The 13,515-nt window shown below is 71.2% G+C and carries 14 protein-coding genes; 9 read left to right on the top strand and 5 right to left on the bottom strand.

All coding sequences use genetic code 11. From position 1 onward, the window contains the following. Positions 1-7 precede the first annotated feature (7 nt). Entirely contained in the window at positions 8-868 is an 861-nt protein-coding gene (locus FHX39_RS21620) for a hypothetical protein (RefSeq protein WP_183336316.1), read from the top strand. A gap of 66 nt (positions 869-934) precedes the next feature. Here the strand turns inward: FHX39_RS21620 and typA are convergent, their stop codons facing one another. Beyond that, positions 935-2,800, bottom strand: coding sequence for a translational GTPase TypA (gene typA / locus FHX39_RS01890; protein WP_183336318.1), 1,866 nt, complete (start codon positions 2,798-2,800; stop codon positions 935-937). Positions 2,801-2,972: 172 nt separating this feature from the next. Between typA and FHX39_RS01895 the strand changes: the two genes are divergently transcribed. Continuing rightward, on the top strand, positions 2,973-4,103 hold the full coding sequence (locus tag FHX39_RS01895; protein WP_183336320.1) for a GTPase family protein: 1,131 nt from the start codon (positions 2,973-2,975) through the stop codon (positions 4,101-4,103). 12 nt (positions 4,104-4,115) lie between these two features. Here the strand turns inward: FHX39_RS01895 and FHX39_RS01900 are convergent, their stop codons facing one another. After that, positions 4,116-4,604 (bottom strand): hypothetical protein, encoded by a 489-nt coding sequence (locus tag FHX39_RS01900; RefSeq protein WP_198423223.1) that lies wholly within the window; start codon positions 4,602-4,604, stop codon positions 4,116-4,118. 41 nt (positions 4,605-4,645) lie between these two features. Between FHX39_RS01900 and FHX39_RS01905 the strand changes: the two genes are divergently transcribed. Both FHX39_RS01905 and FHX39_RS01910 read left to right on the top strand, forming a co-directional pair. Then, positions 4,646-6,547 carry an amylosucrase gene (locus tag FHX39_RS01905; RefSeq protein WP_332836622.1) on the top strand — a complete coding sequence of 634 codons (1,902 nt, stop codon included), beginning with the start codon at positions 4,646-4,648 and terminating at the stop codon, positions 6,545-6,547. A gap of 161 nt (positions 6,548-6,708) precedes the next feature. Continuing rightward, positions 6,709-7,206 carry a type III secretion system chaperone family protein gene (locus FHX39_RS01910; RefSeq protein WP_183336322.1) on the top strand — a complete coding sequence of 166 codons (498 nt, stop codon included), beginning with the start codon at positions 6,709-6,711 and terminating at the stop codon, positions 7,204-7,206. Here the strand turns inward: FHX39_RS01910 and FHX39_RS01915 are convergent. Then, on the bottom strand, positions 7,203-7,679 hold the full coding sequence (locus FHX39_RS01915) for a PPOX class F420-dependent oxidoreductase (protein WP_183336324.1): 477 nt from the start codon (positions 7,677-7,679) through the stop codon (positions 7,203-7,205). The two genes, FHX39_RS01910 and FHX39_RS01915, sit on opposite strands and share 4 nt — an antisense overlap. Positions 7,680-7,740: 61 nt before the next feature. Between FHX39_RS01915 and FHX39_RS01920 the strand changes: the two genes are divergently transcribed. Next, positions 7,741-8,487 (top strand): phosphoglyceromutase, encoded by a 747-nt coding sequence (locus FHX39_RS01920; RefSeq protein WP_183336326.1) that lies wholly within the window; start codon positions 7,741-7,743, stop codon positions 8,485-8,487. Between the two features lie 196 nt (positions 8,488-8,683). Here FHX39_RS01920 and phoU read toward each other — a convergent pair whose 3' ends face one another. Next, the gene (phoU, locus tag FHX39_RS01925; protein WP_183340775.1) at positions 8,684-9,349 is read right to left on the bottom strand and encodes a phosphate signaling complex protein PhoU; all 666 of its coding nucleotides are present in this window, start codon (positions 9,347-9,349) and stop codon (positions 8,684-8,686) included. A gap of 179 nt (positions 9,350-9,528) precedes the next feature. Here phoU and FHX39_RS01930 point away from each other — a divergent pair, with 179 nt between their 5' ends. Next, positions 9,529-10,773 (top strand): sensor histidine kinase, encoded by a 1,245-nt coding sequence (locus FHX39_RS01930; RefSeq protein WP_332836623.1) that lies wholly within the window; start codon positions 9,529-9,531, stop codon positions 10,771-10,773. Continuing rightward, complete coding sequence (locus tag FHX39_RS01935; protein ID WP_183336328.1) at positions 10,770-11,447, top strand: response regulator; 678 nt, start codon at positions 10,770-10,772, stop codon at positions 11,445-11,447. Before FHX39_RS01930 ends, FHX39_RS01935 begins: the two co-directional genes overlap by 4 nt. A gap of 166 nt (positions 11,448-11,613) precedes the next feature. Here the strand turns inward: FHX39_RS01935 and FHX39_RS01940 are convergent, their stop codons facing one another. Then, entirely contained in the window at positions 11,614-12,234 is a 621-nt protein-coding gene (locus tag FHX39_RS01940; protein ID WP_183336330.1) for a hypothetical protein, read from the bottom strand. A 285-nt stretch (positions 12,235-12,519) separates the two neighbouring features. On the opposite strand from FHX39_RS01940, the gene FHX39_RS01945 reads away from it, so the two are divergent. Then, positions 12,520-13,005 (top strand): CarD family transcriptional regulator, encoded by a 486-nt coding sequence (locus FHX39_RS01945; RefSeq protein WP_183336332.1) that lies wholly within the window; start codon positions 12,520-12,522, stop codon positions 13,003-13,005. 22 nt (positions 13,006-13,027) lie between these two features. Then, a complete protein-coding gene (ispF, locus tag FHX39_RS01950) occupies positions 13,028-13,513 on the top strand; it encodes a 2-C-methyl-D-erythritol 2,4-cyclodiphosphate synthase (protein ID WP_183336335.1) in 486 nt (161 codons plus the stop codon). Positions 13,514-13,515: the final 2 nt, after the last annotated feature.

Raw genomic sequence — 13,515 nt, forward strand, 5'->3', positions numbered from 1 at the left:
GAGCACCATGCCCAAGCACGACGAGCCCGACCTGCGCCCCTTCTACGCCGTCGCCGGCCTGGCCGACGTGATCGCGGACCTGTTCCGCGAGTCGGTCGCCGCACGGCAGCGCAAGGCCGAGGAGCGGCTGGCCGAGATCCGTGACCGGCGGCTCGAGCGCGTCGAGCAGGCGCGCGTGAACGCCGACGAGCTGCGCGAGTTCCTGTCCACGCTGCCCGAGCAGGTCCGGGCCCTGCCGGACACGACGCGGATCCGCCTCGCCGACCTGCAGCGTCAGGCCGAGGAGCTCGTCGCGCAGGCCGGCGACACCTACAGCTCGCTCGCCGGGCGCGGCAAGCGCGTCGTGGACGACCGGGTCGGCGACGTGCGGACGGCTACCCGCGCCGCGCGTCAGACCGCGGAGGAGAACCTCGACGAGGCGGCCGAGGCCGTCCAGCCGCTGGTCGACCAGGCGCAGGAGGCCGTCACCGAGGTCCGCCGGAACGTGACCGGCCGGGCCGCGCGGGCCCGGACCACGCCCAAGCCGGCCGAGGACGTCACGCCGGAGAGCGCGACCCGGGCCGCCCGTGCGGCCGCGGCCGCGACGACCGCCGCCGCCCCGGAGGTCGACGCCGACGTGAGCCCGGCGCAGGCCCTTGCGCAGGAGCGCGAGGCGAAGACGGCGGCCAAGAAGACAGCGGCCAAGAAGGCCCCGGTCAAGAAGGCTCCGGCGAAGAAGACCGCGGCCGAGGCCTCGGTGACCACGGCCCCGGCCACGAAGGCGCCGGCCAAGAAGGCCCCGGCGAAGAAGACCGCCGCGAAGAAGGCGTCGACGCTCCCGCAGCACGAGGAGCCTGCTCCCGACCAGGGCGCCGGGACCGCCAGCTGACGGACGGACACGAACGACGAACGCCCCCTGAGCCAGGCTCAGGGGGCGTTCGTCACGCGTGGTGCGTCAGCTGTTGGTCTTGGCCCGCGAGCGGGTGCGCGACCGCTCGCCGGCGTTCAGCACGACCTTGCGGATCCGGACGGCGGCCGGGGTGACCTCGATGCACTCGTCACCGCGGCAGAACTCGAGCGCCTGCTCCATCGCCATGTTCTTCGGCGGGATCAGCCGCTCCAGCTCGTCACCTGTGGAGGAGCGCACGTTGGTGAGCTTCTTCTCGCGGGTGATGTTGACGTCCATGTCGTCGGAACGGGCGTTCTCGCCGACGATCATGCCCTCGTAGACCTCGGTGGTCGGGCCGACGAAGAGGGTGCCGCGCTCCTGCAGGGAGAACGACGCGTACGCCGTCACGACGCCGCTGCGGTCGGAGACCAGCGAGCCGTTCGGGCGGGTGCGCAGCTCGCCGTGCCAGGGCTCGTACTTCTCGAAGACGTGGTGCATCATCCCGGTGCCGCGCGTCTCGGTCAGGAACTCGGTCCGGAAGCCGATGAGGCCGCGGGCGGGAACCAGGTACTCCATGCGGACCCAGCCGGTGCCGTGGTTGATCATCTGCTCGAGGCGGCCCTTGCGCAGCCCGAGCAGCTGGGTGACGACGCCGACGAAGTCCTCGGGGGCGTCGATGGTCAGGCGCTCGACGGGCTCGTGGATCTTGCCGTCGACCTCGCGGGTCACGACCTGCGGCTTGCCGACGGTGAGCTCGAAGCCCTCGCGGCGCATCATCTCGACGAGGATCGCCAGCTGCAGCTCGCCACGGCCCTGGACCTCCCAGGTGTCGGGGCGCTCGGTGTTCGCGACCTTGATCGACACGTTGCCGATGAGCTCGGCGTCGAGCCGGTTCTTGACCAGGCGGGCGGTCAGCAGCTTGCCGGACTTGCCGGCCAGCGGCGACGTGTTGATGCCGATGGTCATCGAGATCGACGGCTGGTCGACCGTGATCAGCGGGAGCGGCTTCGGGTTCTCGGGGTCCGAGAGCGTCTCGCCGATGGTGATGTCGGGGATGCCCGCGATGGCGATGATGTCGCCGGGACGGGCGATGTCGGCCGGGACCCGGTCGAGCGCCTCGGTGATCAGCATCTCGGTGAGCTTGATGTTCTGGATGGTGCCGTCCTGCTTGCACCAGGCCACGACCTGACCGCGCTTCATCTCGCCCGCGAACACCCGGCACAGCGCGAGGCGGCCGAGGTAGGGGGAGGCGTCGAGGTTGGTGACGTGGGCCTGGAGGACCGCGCCCTCCTCGTACTCCGGGGCGGGGACACCGTTGAGGATGGTCGCGAAGAGCGGGCCGAGGTCGTCGGAGTCGGGCATCTCGCCGTTCTCGGGGGCGTTCAGCGACGCGCGGCCGGCTTTGGCCGAGGCGTAGACGACCGGGAAGTCGAGCACGTCGGTCTCGCCGTCCTCGAGCAGGTCGAGGAACAGCTCGTACGTCTCCTCGACGACCTCGGTGATCCGGGCGTCGGGGCGGTCGACCTTGTTGACGACCACGATGATCGGCAGGTTCTTGGCCAGCGCCTTGCGCAGCACGAACCGGGTCTGGGGCAGCGGCCCCTCGGACGCGTCCACGAGCAGGACGACGCCGTCGACCATCTCGAGGCCGCGCTCCACCTCGCCACCGAAGTCGGCGTGGCCCGGGGTGTCGATGATGTTGATGATGACGTCGGAACCGTCCGGTGCGTGGTGCAGCACCGCCGTGTTCTTCGCGAGGATGGTGATGCCCTTCTCGCGCTCGAGGTCCATGGAGTCCATGACCCGGTTGTTGATGTCCTGGTTGGCGCGGAAGGCCCCGGACTGCCACAGCATGGCGTCCACGAGGGTGGTCTTGCCGTGGTCGACGTGGGCCACGATGGCGACGTTGCGCAGATCGCTGCGTACGGGCATGGCGGTGGTGCTCCCTGTTCAGACGTGGGGTGCGGACCAGGGCAAGCCGGTCCTGCAGGCCCGCGACGGCGTCGTTCGGGCAACCAGACGAGTCTACCTGGGACCGGAGGCGCCGGCTCACGCTCGCGCAGGACCCCCGTAGCCTTGGCTTTTCCCACCTGCAGGAGGTCCCATGGCGAACGACTGGCTCAAGGACTCGTTCCGTACCGAGTACGAGCAGCAGTCGGAGGCGATCGGCCGCTTCAACCTCGCGGTGTTCGGCAAGACCGGCGTCGGCAAGTCCACGCTGGTGAACGCGGTGTTCGGTGAGGACGTCGCCAAGGTGGGCATCGGCGAGCCGGTGACGCAGGGCAGCCACCTCTACCTGGACAAGGTCGGGAGCCTCGGCATCGTCGACACCCAGGGCCTGGAGATCGGCACCGACGACCGCAAGATCATCGACGAGATGCAGAAGATGATCAACCGCACCCGCAAGATGCCGCTGAGCGAGCAGGTGCACGTCGCCTGGTACTGCGTGCGCGGCATGGACCGGCGCTTCGAGGACACCGAGGCCGACTTCGTCCGCGCGCTCGACGAGCTCGGGCTGCCGGTGATCATCGTCATGACCCAGGTGCCGCGGAACGAGTCCGGCTTCCACCCGGACGCCGTCGCCCTGGCCGAGCTGGTCCGGCAGCGGCACCTGCCGATCGTGCCCGGGAGCCCGTTCCTCACCTACGCCAAGGCGGACTCGTTCACCGGGCAGCGGGCGTACGGGCTGCGAGAGGTCCTCGATGCCACCTTTCGCGTTGCGCCAGAAGGCGTACACGGAGCACTCGTCGCGGCGCAGGAGATCGATCATTCCCGGAAGGCGTCCGAGGCCCAGAGGGTGATCGCGGCCGCCGCGTCGAGCGCCGCGGCCAGCGCGGCCGTGCCGGTGCCGTTCTCCGACGCGGTCATGCTGGTGCCGATCCAGCTCGGCATGATGGCCAAGATCGCCCAGCTCTACAAGATCAAGTTCGACCGGGCGGCACTCATGGCGATCGCCTCGACGACCGCGGCGACGCAGGCCGGCCGGGCCACGGCCACGGGCCTGCTCAAGCTGATCCCGGGTGCCGGCACGATCGCGGGCGGGCTGATCGGCGCCGGGGTGGCGTCCACCTACACGTACGCGATGGGCCAGGCCTGGCTCGCCGTCTGCCAGCGTGCCGTCACCGGGTCGTTCGGCAAGCTCGGCGACTCGCTCGACACCGACGCCGTGCGCGAGGCGTTCACCCAGGAGTTCAAGTCGCGCCTCAGGCTCCGGGGCGGGCAGAAGACGCGCTGAGCGTTCTGCCCCTCAGAGGTAGTCGAAGTAGCGCGTCCACCAGGACGCCGGGTACGAGGGGTCGACGGTGATCCGGCTGGGGCCGTCGTAGGTCTGCCACAGCGGCGCCTCGGGGACGACGACGTAGCCCAGGTCGTCGAGCACGTCGTGGATCCGCCGTGCGTCCTCGGCGTCCAGCAACGCCTCGTGCTCCTCCTCGTCGAAGACGCCCGGGTTGACGACCGAGACGGTGGCCAAGGACCCGAAGTTGCTGACGCAGACGACCAGGCGCTCGCCCGTGACTGTCGCGCCCGCCGGGATCGCGACCTGCGCGTGCAGGCTCGCGTCCTGCACCGACCGGTCGGCGTCGCACCGGCAGCCGAACGCCGCGTCCAGGCCACTCACCAGCCGCTCGAACCTCGCCCGCGTCGCGGCGAAGTCGAAGTCGGCGGGCCACTCCAGGTGGTCCGGGTCGTCGAGCCTCCGCAGCACCGTCCACATCTCGTCCCCGGTGATCCGCACCGCACCATCCTCTCCGTGACCAGGCCCGTTAGGCTCCCGGCGTGACGATTCCCGACGTCGCGGAGCTGCTCGAGGGCGAGCCGCCGCACGACCAGGCCGTGTTCGCGACGCGCCTCAAGCGCTACTGGCCGGACCTCGTGACGGGTCTGACCGGCGCCTACCCGGCGCACGCGATGGAGATGGCGCACCGCCTCGTCGAGATCGCGGCGGACAACTTCCGGCGCCGGCCGGCCGATCTGCGGCTGCTCGACCTGCAGCGCCACGCCGACCCGCAGTGGTTCGGGCACCAGTCGATGCTCGGCTACGCGACGTACACCGACCTCTTCGGCGGGACGCTGCGCGGGGTGGGGGAGAAGGTCGACTACCTCGCCGAGCTCGGCGTCACCTACCTGCACCTGATGCCGCTGCTCAAGCCGCGGCCGGGGCAGAGCGACGGCGGCTACGCGGTCATGGACTACCGCGCGGTGCGCGAGGACCTCGGCACGGTCGAGGACCTGCGCGACCTCGCGACCACGCTGCGCGGACGCGGCATCTCGTTGACGCTCGACCTGGTCCTCAACCACGTGGCGGCCGAGCACGCCTGGGCAGTCGCCGCCCGCAGCGGCGACGCGCATCACCGCAGCTACTTCCACATGTTCGCCGACCGCCAGCTGCCCGACGCGTACGAGCGCACCCTGCCGGAGGTGTTCCCGGACACCGCGCCGGGCAGCTTCACCTTCGACGAGGAGTCGTCCTCGTGGGTGTGGACGACGTTCAACTCCTGGCAGTGGGACCTCAACTGGCACAACCCGGACGTGTTCTACGAGTTCGCCGACCTGATCCTCTGGCTGGCCAACCTGGGCGTGGAGTGCCTGCGGCTCGACGCCATCGCGTTCCTGTTCAAGCGCATGGGCACCGCCTGCCAGAACCAGCCCGAGGTGCACGCCATCACCCAGGCGCTGCGGACCGTCGCGCGGATCGCGGCTCCGGCCCTCGTCTTCAAGGCCGAGGCGATCGTCGGCCCGGCCGACCTCGCGCCGTACCTCGGGGTCGGCAAGCACGCCGGCAAGGTCAGCGACATGGCCTACCAGAACTCGCTGATGGTCCAGATCTGGTCGGCTCTGGCGGCCAAGGACACCCGGCTCTTCTGCGCGGCCATGAACCGCTTCCCGTCCAAGCCCGTCACGACGGTCTGGGACACCTACCTCCGCTGCCACGACGACATCGGCTGGGCCATCGACGACGCCGACGCGGCCTCGGTGGGGCTGAACGGCTTCGAGCACCGCCGCTTCCTGGCCGACTTCTACGCCGGCGTCTACCCGATGAGCGACGCCCGGGGGCTCGTGTTCCAGGAGAACCTCGAGACCGGCGACCGCCGGATCAGCGGCACGGCGGCGTCCCTCGTCGGGATCGAGGCCGCGCTCGGCAGCACCGACGAGACGCACCTCGAGCTCGCCGTCCGCAAGCTGCTCCTCGCGTACGCGGTCGTGCTCGGCTACGGCGGCCTCCCGCTGATCTACATGGGCGACGAGCTCGGGCTGGTCAACGACTACGAGTTCGACGCCGACCCCGACCACGCCGACGACAACCGGTGGGTGCACCGCCCGAAGATGCCGTGGGACCGGGTCGGGCGGCGCCACGAGCCCGGCACGCTCGAGCACCGGGTCTACACCGGGATGCGGCACCTCGTCGCCGTGCGTTCCGCCCTGCCCGCGCTGGAGGCGTCGGTCGAGACCCAGGTCCTCGACCCCGTGAACCCGGCCGTGCTGGTCTGTCTGCGCTCCGCCCCGGGCCAGACGATGGTCGCGGTCCACAACGTCACGCCGGAGCCGCAGAGCCTCCCGCGCTGGGTGCTGCCCGTCGGCAGCTGGGCCTGGGACGCGCTGACCGAGGAGACGCCCCTCACCGACGGCCCGCTGCACCTGGAGCCGTACGAGGTGCGCTGGTTCGTCCAGCAGACGTGACGTCACGCCCCGCCGGATACGTTGCGCCCGTTCCTGCGGGCGCAAGGTGATGGCGGGGGCGCAGAGTTCGCGAGCCGGGCAGCCGACCTCGACCACGCAGGGCGGCCCCGTTGCTGCGTCCTGTGCGGTTGGTTCGCCGAGCGAGTTCGTAGGCTCGCCTCGTGAGTGCGGTCGAGGTCGTAGAACAGACCCTGCGTGACCTCGGGCTGCCATGGGGACGACGTGGAGACACGTTCACCGTGACGCTGCCGGGGGAGCACAAGCTGACGACCGAGTGCGCGCTGGAGGTCGGGGTGCACAGCGTGCAGGTGCGGGCGTTCGTCGTCCGGGCGCCGGAGCAGGACGCCGACCGCGTGCACCGCTGGCTGCTCGAGCGGAACCTACGACTCGGCGGGATCGCGTTCTGCGTGGACCACCTCGGGGACGTCTACCTCGTCGGGCGGCTGCCCGTCGCCGGGCTGGTTCCGAAGAGCGTCGACCGGCTGCTCGGCGCGGTCGCCGAGACCGCGGACAGGAGCTTCGACCCGCTGGTGGGGATGGGGTTCGCCGACAGCATCCGACGCGAGTGGGCCTGGCGGCGCTCCCGCGGAGAGTCGACGGCCAACCTCGCCGCGTTCGCGAGCCTCGACCCCGGGCGCGGAACCCCGGACGGCCTCTAGGCGTCCAGCCGTGCGGCCACGTCGGCCGGGAAGCCGCCCGTCGCGATCGGGCTCCAGCGCGTGGGGGTGATGCGCAGCAGCGACTTGTCCTGCAGCCGCATCGCCGCGCGGTACTCGTCCCAGTCCGGGTGCTCCCCGGAGATCGAGCGGAAGTAGTCGACGAGCCCGTCCTCGGCCTCGGGCATGTGCAGCACCTCGGCGTGGCCGTCGACCTGCACCCAGGGGCCGTTCCACTCGTCGGAGATGACGCAGACGGAGACCTCGGGGCGCTGCTCGGCGTTCGTGACCTTGGCCCGCGCGGGGTACGACGAGACGACCAGGCGGCCCTCGGCGTCGACGCCGCCGGAGACGGGGGAGAGCTGCGGCCGGCCGTCACGGCGGGTCGTCGCCAGCAGGAAGCGGTGCCGCGGCCGGACGAAGTCGAGCAGCTCGGCGAGGGGCACGGAGGTGGTCGTGGCGATCGAGCGGGGCACGTCGCGGACACTACCCGGGCGTGTGTGGTCGCTCTCAGACCGCTCTACTAGGGTCGGGAACATGACGTCGACCCTGATCCTGCTCCGTCACGGCGAGAGCGAGTGGAACGCGAAGAACCTCTTCACCGGGTGGGTCGACGTCGACCTGAACGACAAGGGCGAGGCCGAGGCGAAGCGCGGTGGCGAACTGCTGGTCGAGGCCGGCCTGCTGCCCGACGTCGTGCACACCTCGCTGCTCAAGCGGGCCATCCGCACCGCCCAGATCGCGCTCATGGGGGCCGAGCGCCACTGGGTCCCGACGCGTCGCTCCTGGCGCCTCAACGAGCGTCACTACGGTGCGCTGCAGGGCAAGGACAAGGCGGAGACGCTCGCCGAGTTCGGCGCCGAGCAGTTCATGGTCTGGCGCCGTTCGTACGACGTGCCGCCGCCCCCCATCCCGCGCGACGACCCGTACGCCAACTTCTCCGACCCGCGCTACGCGAGCCTGCCGCCGGACGCGCGTCCGGCGACCGAGTGCCTCAAGGACGTGCTGCTGCGGGCGCTCCCGTACTGGTACGACGCGATCGTCCCCGACCTGCAGGCCGGCAAGGTCACGCTGGTCGCCGCGCACGGCAACTCGCTGCGGGCGATCGTGAAGCACCTCGACAAGATCGGCGACGCCGAGGTCGTGAGCCTGAACATCCCGACCGGCATCCCGCTGGTCTACGAGCTCGACGACGACCTCCAGCCGACCGGCCCGGGCCGCTACCTCGACCCGGCCGCCGCGGCCGCGTCGATCGAGGCGGTCAAGAACCAGGGCAAGAAGTAGCCCGACGGCGCAGGCGCTCCCGCTGGCGCCGTCGGCACACCTCTTGCAAGCAGGCACACCCTCCTCGATTCGGCACACCCTGCAGGGTGTGCCGTTCCGAGAAGGGTGTGCCGCGACGAGCTAGGTGTGCCGACGTGAGCAGGGTGTGCCTGAAGCGCGGCCCGACCCGCGTACGAGCGCAGGCCGGGCGGCAGCGTCAGGGCTGGGGCCAGAAGTCCTCTTCGGGGAACTGCCCCGTGACGACGTAGATGATCCGGCGGCCCATCGAGGCGGCGTGGTCGGCGATGCGCTCGTAGTAGCGGCCGAGCAGCGCGACGTCGACGGCCTTCTCGACCCCGTCGTCCCACTCGTCGCTGAGGAGCACGCGGAACTGCGTACGCCGCAGCTCGTCCATCTCCTCGTCGCGCGAGCGCAGCTCCTGGGCGACCTGGATGTTCCGGTCGTTCAGGGTCTGGCCGGCGGTGACCACCATCTTCTCCGCCACGTCGCCCATCCGGACGAAGTTCGAGCGGAGCGAGGTCGGGACCGCGACCTCGGGGTAGCGGAGGCGGGCGATCTTGGCCACGTGCGCGGCGAGGTCGCCCATGCGCTCGAGCTCGGTGACCATGCGCAGGGTGGTGACGACGGTCCGCAGCTCGCCGGCGACCGGCGCCTGGCGGGCGAGCAGGGAGAAGGCCCGGGCCTCGACCTCGCGCTGCTTGGCGTCGATCGCCTCGTCCTCGCTGATGACGGTCTCGGCGAGCTGGAGGTCGGCCTCCAGCAGGGCGGTCGTGGCCGTGCGGACGGCGCCCGACACGGTCTGGCACATCTGCACCAGGTCGGCGAGGATGTCGTCCAGCTGTTCGCGGTAGTTCTCGCGCATGGTCGGTGGGTGTCCCATCTGAGAAGATCGTGTGCAGGGGTCAGCCTAGGGTCGCGGCCTACCGCAGACCCATCGGCGCGTGAACGGCGCGTGAACGGGTCCCGAACGCCTGGCGACCCTTGTCGCGTACGGCGGTTCTGGGCGGTAGCGGCCGGGTGCGGTCGGCCTAGGATCGCAGCGTGAACCCACTCGGGGCCGCCGCCGTGCTGCTCACGGGGATCCTTCTCGGCGCCCTCGTCGTCTGGATGCTGATGCGCCGGCCCGCTCCGGAGGAGCCCGTCACCTTCGAGGAGCCGCCGCCCGTCGTGCCCGATGGCGTCTCGGAGATCCTGTCCGTGCTCAGCGCCTCGGCCGTCGTCGTCGGCCCCCACGACGAGGTGCTCGAGGCGACCCGGTCCGCCCGTTCGCTCGGCCTGGCCCGGGGGACCCGCGTGGGGATCCCCGAGGTGCTCGACCTGGTCCGGGCCGCCCGCCGCGACGGGCAGACGCGGCTGCTCGACCTCGAGCTGAGCCGTGGGCCGAGCGACCCGGTCCTCTACCTCAGCGCTCGCGTGGCCGCCCTGCCCGACGGGCTCGTGGTGGTGCTCGCCGACGACCTGACGGCGTCGCACCGGATCGAGGCGACCCGCCGCGACTTCGTCGCCAACGTCAGCCACGAGCTCAAGACCCCGATCGGCGCGATCTCGCTGCTGGCCGAGGCCGTGGAGGACGCCGCCGACGATCCCGACGCCGTACGACGCTTCGCCGGCCGGATGGGCGTCGAGTCGGCCCGGCTCGCCGACCTGGTCAGCCAGATCATCGACCTCTCCCGGCTGCAGGCCGACGACCCGCTGGCCGAGCCGCAGGTGGTCGACATCGACCAGGTGCTGCACGACGCGGTCGACCGCTGCCGGGTGGACGCCGAGCAGCGCGGGGTCACCCTCACCTTCGGCGGGGCCCACGGCGCCAAGGTCCTGGGCAACGCGCGCCAGCTCAGCACCGCCGTGGGCAACCTCGTCGAGAACGCCGTCGTCTACTCCGACCCCGGCGCCCGCGTCGTGGTCGCCGCGCACACCCGTGCGCACAGCGAGGACGACGACGTCGAGATCACGGTCTCCGACACGGGCATCGGCATCTCCTCGGCCGACGCCGAACGCATCTTCGAGCGCTTCTACCGGGTCGACTACGGCCGGAGCCGCGCGAACGGCGGCACAGGCCTCGGCCTGAGCATCGTCAAGCACATCGCCGCCAGCCACGGGGGCAAGGTCGGGGTGTGGAGCCAGGTCGGCCGTGGGTCGACCTTCACGATCACGGTCCCGGCCCACCTCGCCGAGGTGCGGGCCGCGGACCACGAGGGCCTCCGGGCCCGACCAGAGGAGGACGCCGTGCAGCAGCCAGTCGCGACGCGAGCAGCGCAGAACCGTGCGGAAGGGGCTCGCTCGTGACCCGGGTGCTGGTCGTGGAGGACGAGCCGTCCTACCGCGAGACGCTGGCGTACATGCTCGGGCGCGAGGGCTTCGAGGTGGTCGAGGCCGCCGACGGCGTCGAGGGGCTGGCCGCGTACGACCGTTCCGGGGCCGACATCGTGCTCCTCGACCTGATGATGCCGGGCCTGCCCGGCACCGAGGTCTGCCGCCAGCTGCGCCAGCGCGGCCCGGTCCCGGTGATCATGCTGACGGCGCGCGACTCCGAGATCGACAAGGTCGTGGGGCTCGAGCTGGGCGCCGACGACTACGTCACCAAGCCGTTCAGCCACCGCGAGCTCGTGGCCCGGATCCGGGCGGTGCTCCGTCGGGGGCAGGACGTGGAGCTCGTCCCCGACGTGGTCGAGGCCGGCGGGGTCCGGATGGACGTCGAGCGGCACGAGGTCGCCGTCGACGGGCAGCCCGTCCGGCTGGCGCTCAAGGAGTTCGAGCTGCTGGAGATGCTCCTGCGCAACGCCGGCCGCGTGATGACCCGCGGCCAGCTCATCGACCGGATCTGGGGCGCGGACTACGTCGGTGACACCAAGACCCTCGACGTCCACGTCAAGCGCCTGCGCGCCAAGCTCGAGACCGACCCGGGCAACCCCGAGCACCTGCTCACCGTCCGCGGCCTGGGCTACAAGTTCGAGAGCTGAGCCTTCTGTCTCCGCTCCGCTCCGACGCGGACCGGGCTCTGACCCGGTGCCTTCCTCCCTGCGCTCGCAGGACGAAGAGCGTGTCTTGCTCGCTCCGGTCGTCCAGGCACCGGCGCCCGGTCCGGTGGGGGCCGGATTCAGGCCGCCGGGTTATTGCGGGAGCCGCCTACGGCGTGGCTGAAGGGGAAGGAGAGGGCTCGGCGGTGATCGAGGGCGTCGCCGTCGGGTTCGAGCCGGGCGTGATCTCGGTGTAGGGCGCGAGGTTGCCGTCGACGACGGTGGTCCGCTCCGTGATGGTGCCGGCCTTGCCGAAGGTCAGGGTGACGTCGGCGTCGAGCCCGGCAGCGAGCCCCGTGGCTCCGGACACCGTGATGAGCGGGTCGAGCGTGGTCAGGACGACCTGAGCGTTGTTCGTGAGCAGGACCGGCCCGGACTGCTCGGCGGTGAAGGGCGTGCCCTTGCTGCTGTCGATCTTGTAGGGCACGCCGGAGACGCCCGTGAGGGTGTCCTGCCCCGAGGTGACGAACGTGCCCGAGATGATGCCCTCGCCCGGCGCCCGGCTGATGACCAGCAGGTTGCGCACGTGGATGACCGAGTCGGGGACGGTCAGGTCGCCGACGTCGAAGTTGACGCCCTCGGCGGGCGTGTAGGGCTTCAGCGTCTGGGCGTTCATGCCGCACGCCGCCGTCGGCAGGACCGCCACGAGGGCGGCAGCGGCAAGAGCGGTCCGGACCCGTCCCGGACGCGCGTGCCGGTGTCGGCTGGCGCGGAGCGCGGTGGCAGTCACGGTGGACCCCTGTCTCGTCGTGTCGGTGCAGACCCCGGTTCGGCGGTCGAGGGCAGCCTAGCGACACGGACGGGTGAGACGCAGGTGCGACCCGGCCGGGCCGGGACCCCGGCGTCGCCGCCGCATCCCCGCCGTACCGTCGCCGCTCCGCCCGCGACACAGGAAGCACAGGTTTGTCAACCCCCGAACAGCGCCTAAACTGGCTCTGACCAGCGCGAACGCCGGAGGGGCGACCCTGTGAGCGTGCTAAACTTGGACGTCGGTCAATCGGGGTACTGGAGGAACATGTCTTTCACAGTCGGCGAAACGGTGGTCTACCCGAATCATGGCGCGGCCGTGATCCAGGACATCGAGACTCGGCAGATCAAGGGCGAGGACAGGCTCTACCTCGTGCTCCGCATCGTCGGCCAGACGGACCTGATCGTGCGGGTGCCGGCGGACAACCTCGACCTCGTCGGGGTCCGGGACGTCGTCGACGCCGACGGCCTCGAGCGCGTGTTCAGCGTGCTGCGTGCGCCGCACACGGAGGAGCCGACCAACTGGTCGCGCCGCTACAAGGCCAACCTGGAGAAGCTGCACTCGGGCAACGTGCTCAAGGTCGCCGAGGTCGTCCGCGACCTGTGGCGTCGTGAGCGCGAGCGTGGCCTGTCGGCCGGCGAGAAGCGCATGCTGGCCAAGGCCCGTCAGATCCTCGTCTCCGAGCTCGCCCTGGCGGAGCACGTCGAGGAGAGCCGCGCGGAGGTCCTGCTCGACGAGGTCCTCGCCTCCTGATCGTCAGAAGCTGAAGCACACCATGGACGTCCGTACCGGTATCGGTACGGACGTTCATCGTTTGGTGCCCGGACGACCGATGACGGTGGCCGGCCTGAGGTTCGACGACCCGTACGGCCCCGAGGGCCACTCCGACGGCGACGTCGTCGCCCACGCGGCCTGCGACGCCCTGCTGGTCGCGGCCGGGCTCGGCGACCTGGGCTCCAACTACGGCACGAGCGCTCCCGAGTGGAGCGGCGTCGGCGGGGTCGCGTTCCTGGTCGAGACCGTGCGCCGGCTGCGCGAGGCGGGCTGGGAGCCCGGGAACGTGGCCGTCCAGCTCATCGGCAACCGGCCCAAGCTCGGTCCCCGTCGCGCCGAGGCCGAGGCGGTCCTGAGCGACGCGGTCGGCGCCCCCGTCACCCTGTCGGCGACGACGACCGACGGCCTCGGGCTCACCGGGCGCGGCGAGGGCATCGCCGCGCTGGCGACGGCGCTCGTACGCCGGATCGACCCAGACGCTCCCTGAGC

This window comes from Microlunatus antarcticus (genome assembly GCF_014193425.1).
GTDB classification, from domain to species: domain Bacteria; phylum Actinomycetota; class Actinomycetes; order Propionibacteriales; family Propionibacteriaceae; genus Microlunatus; species Microlunatus antarcticus.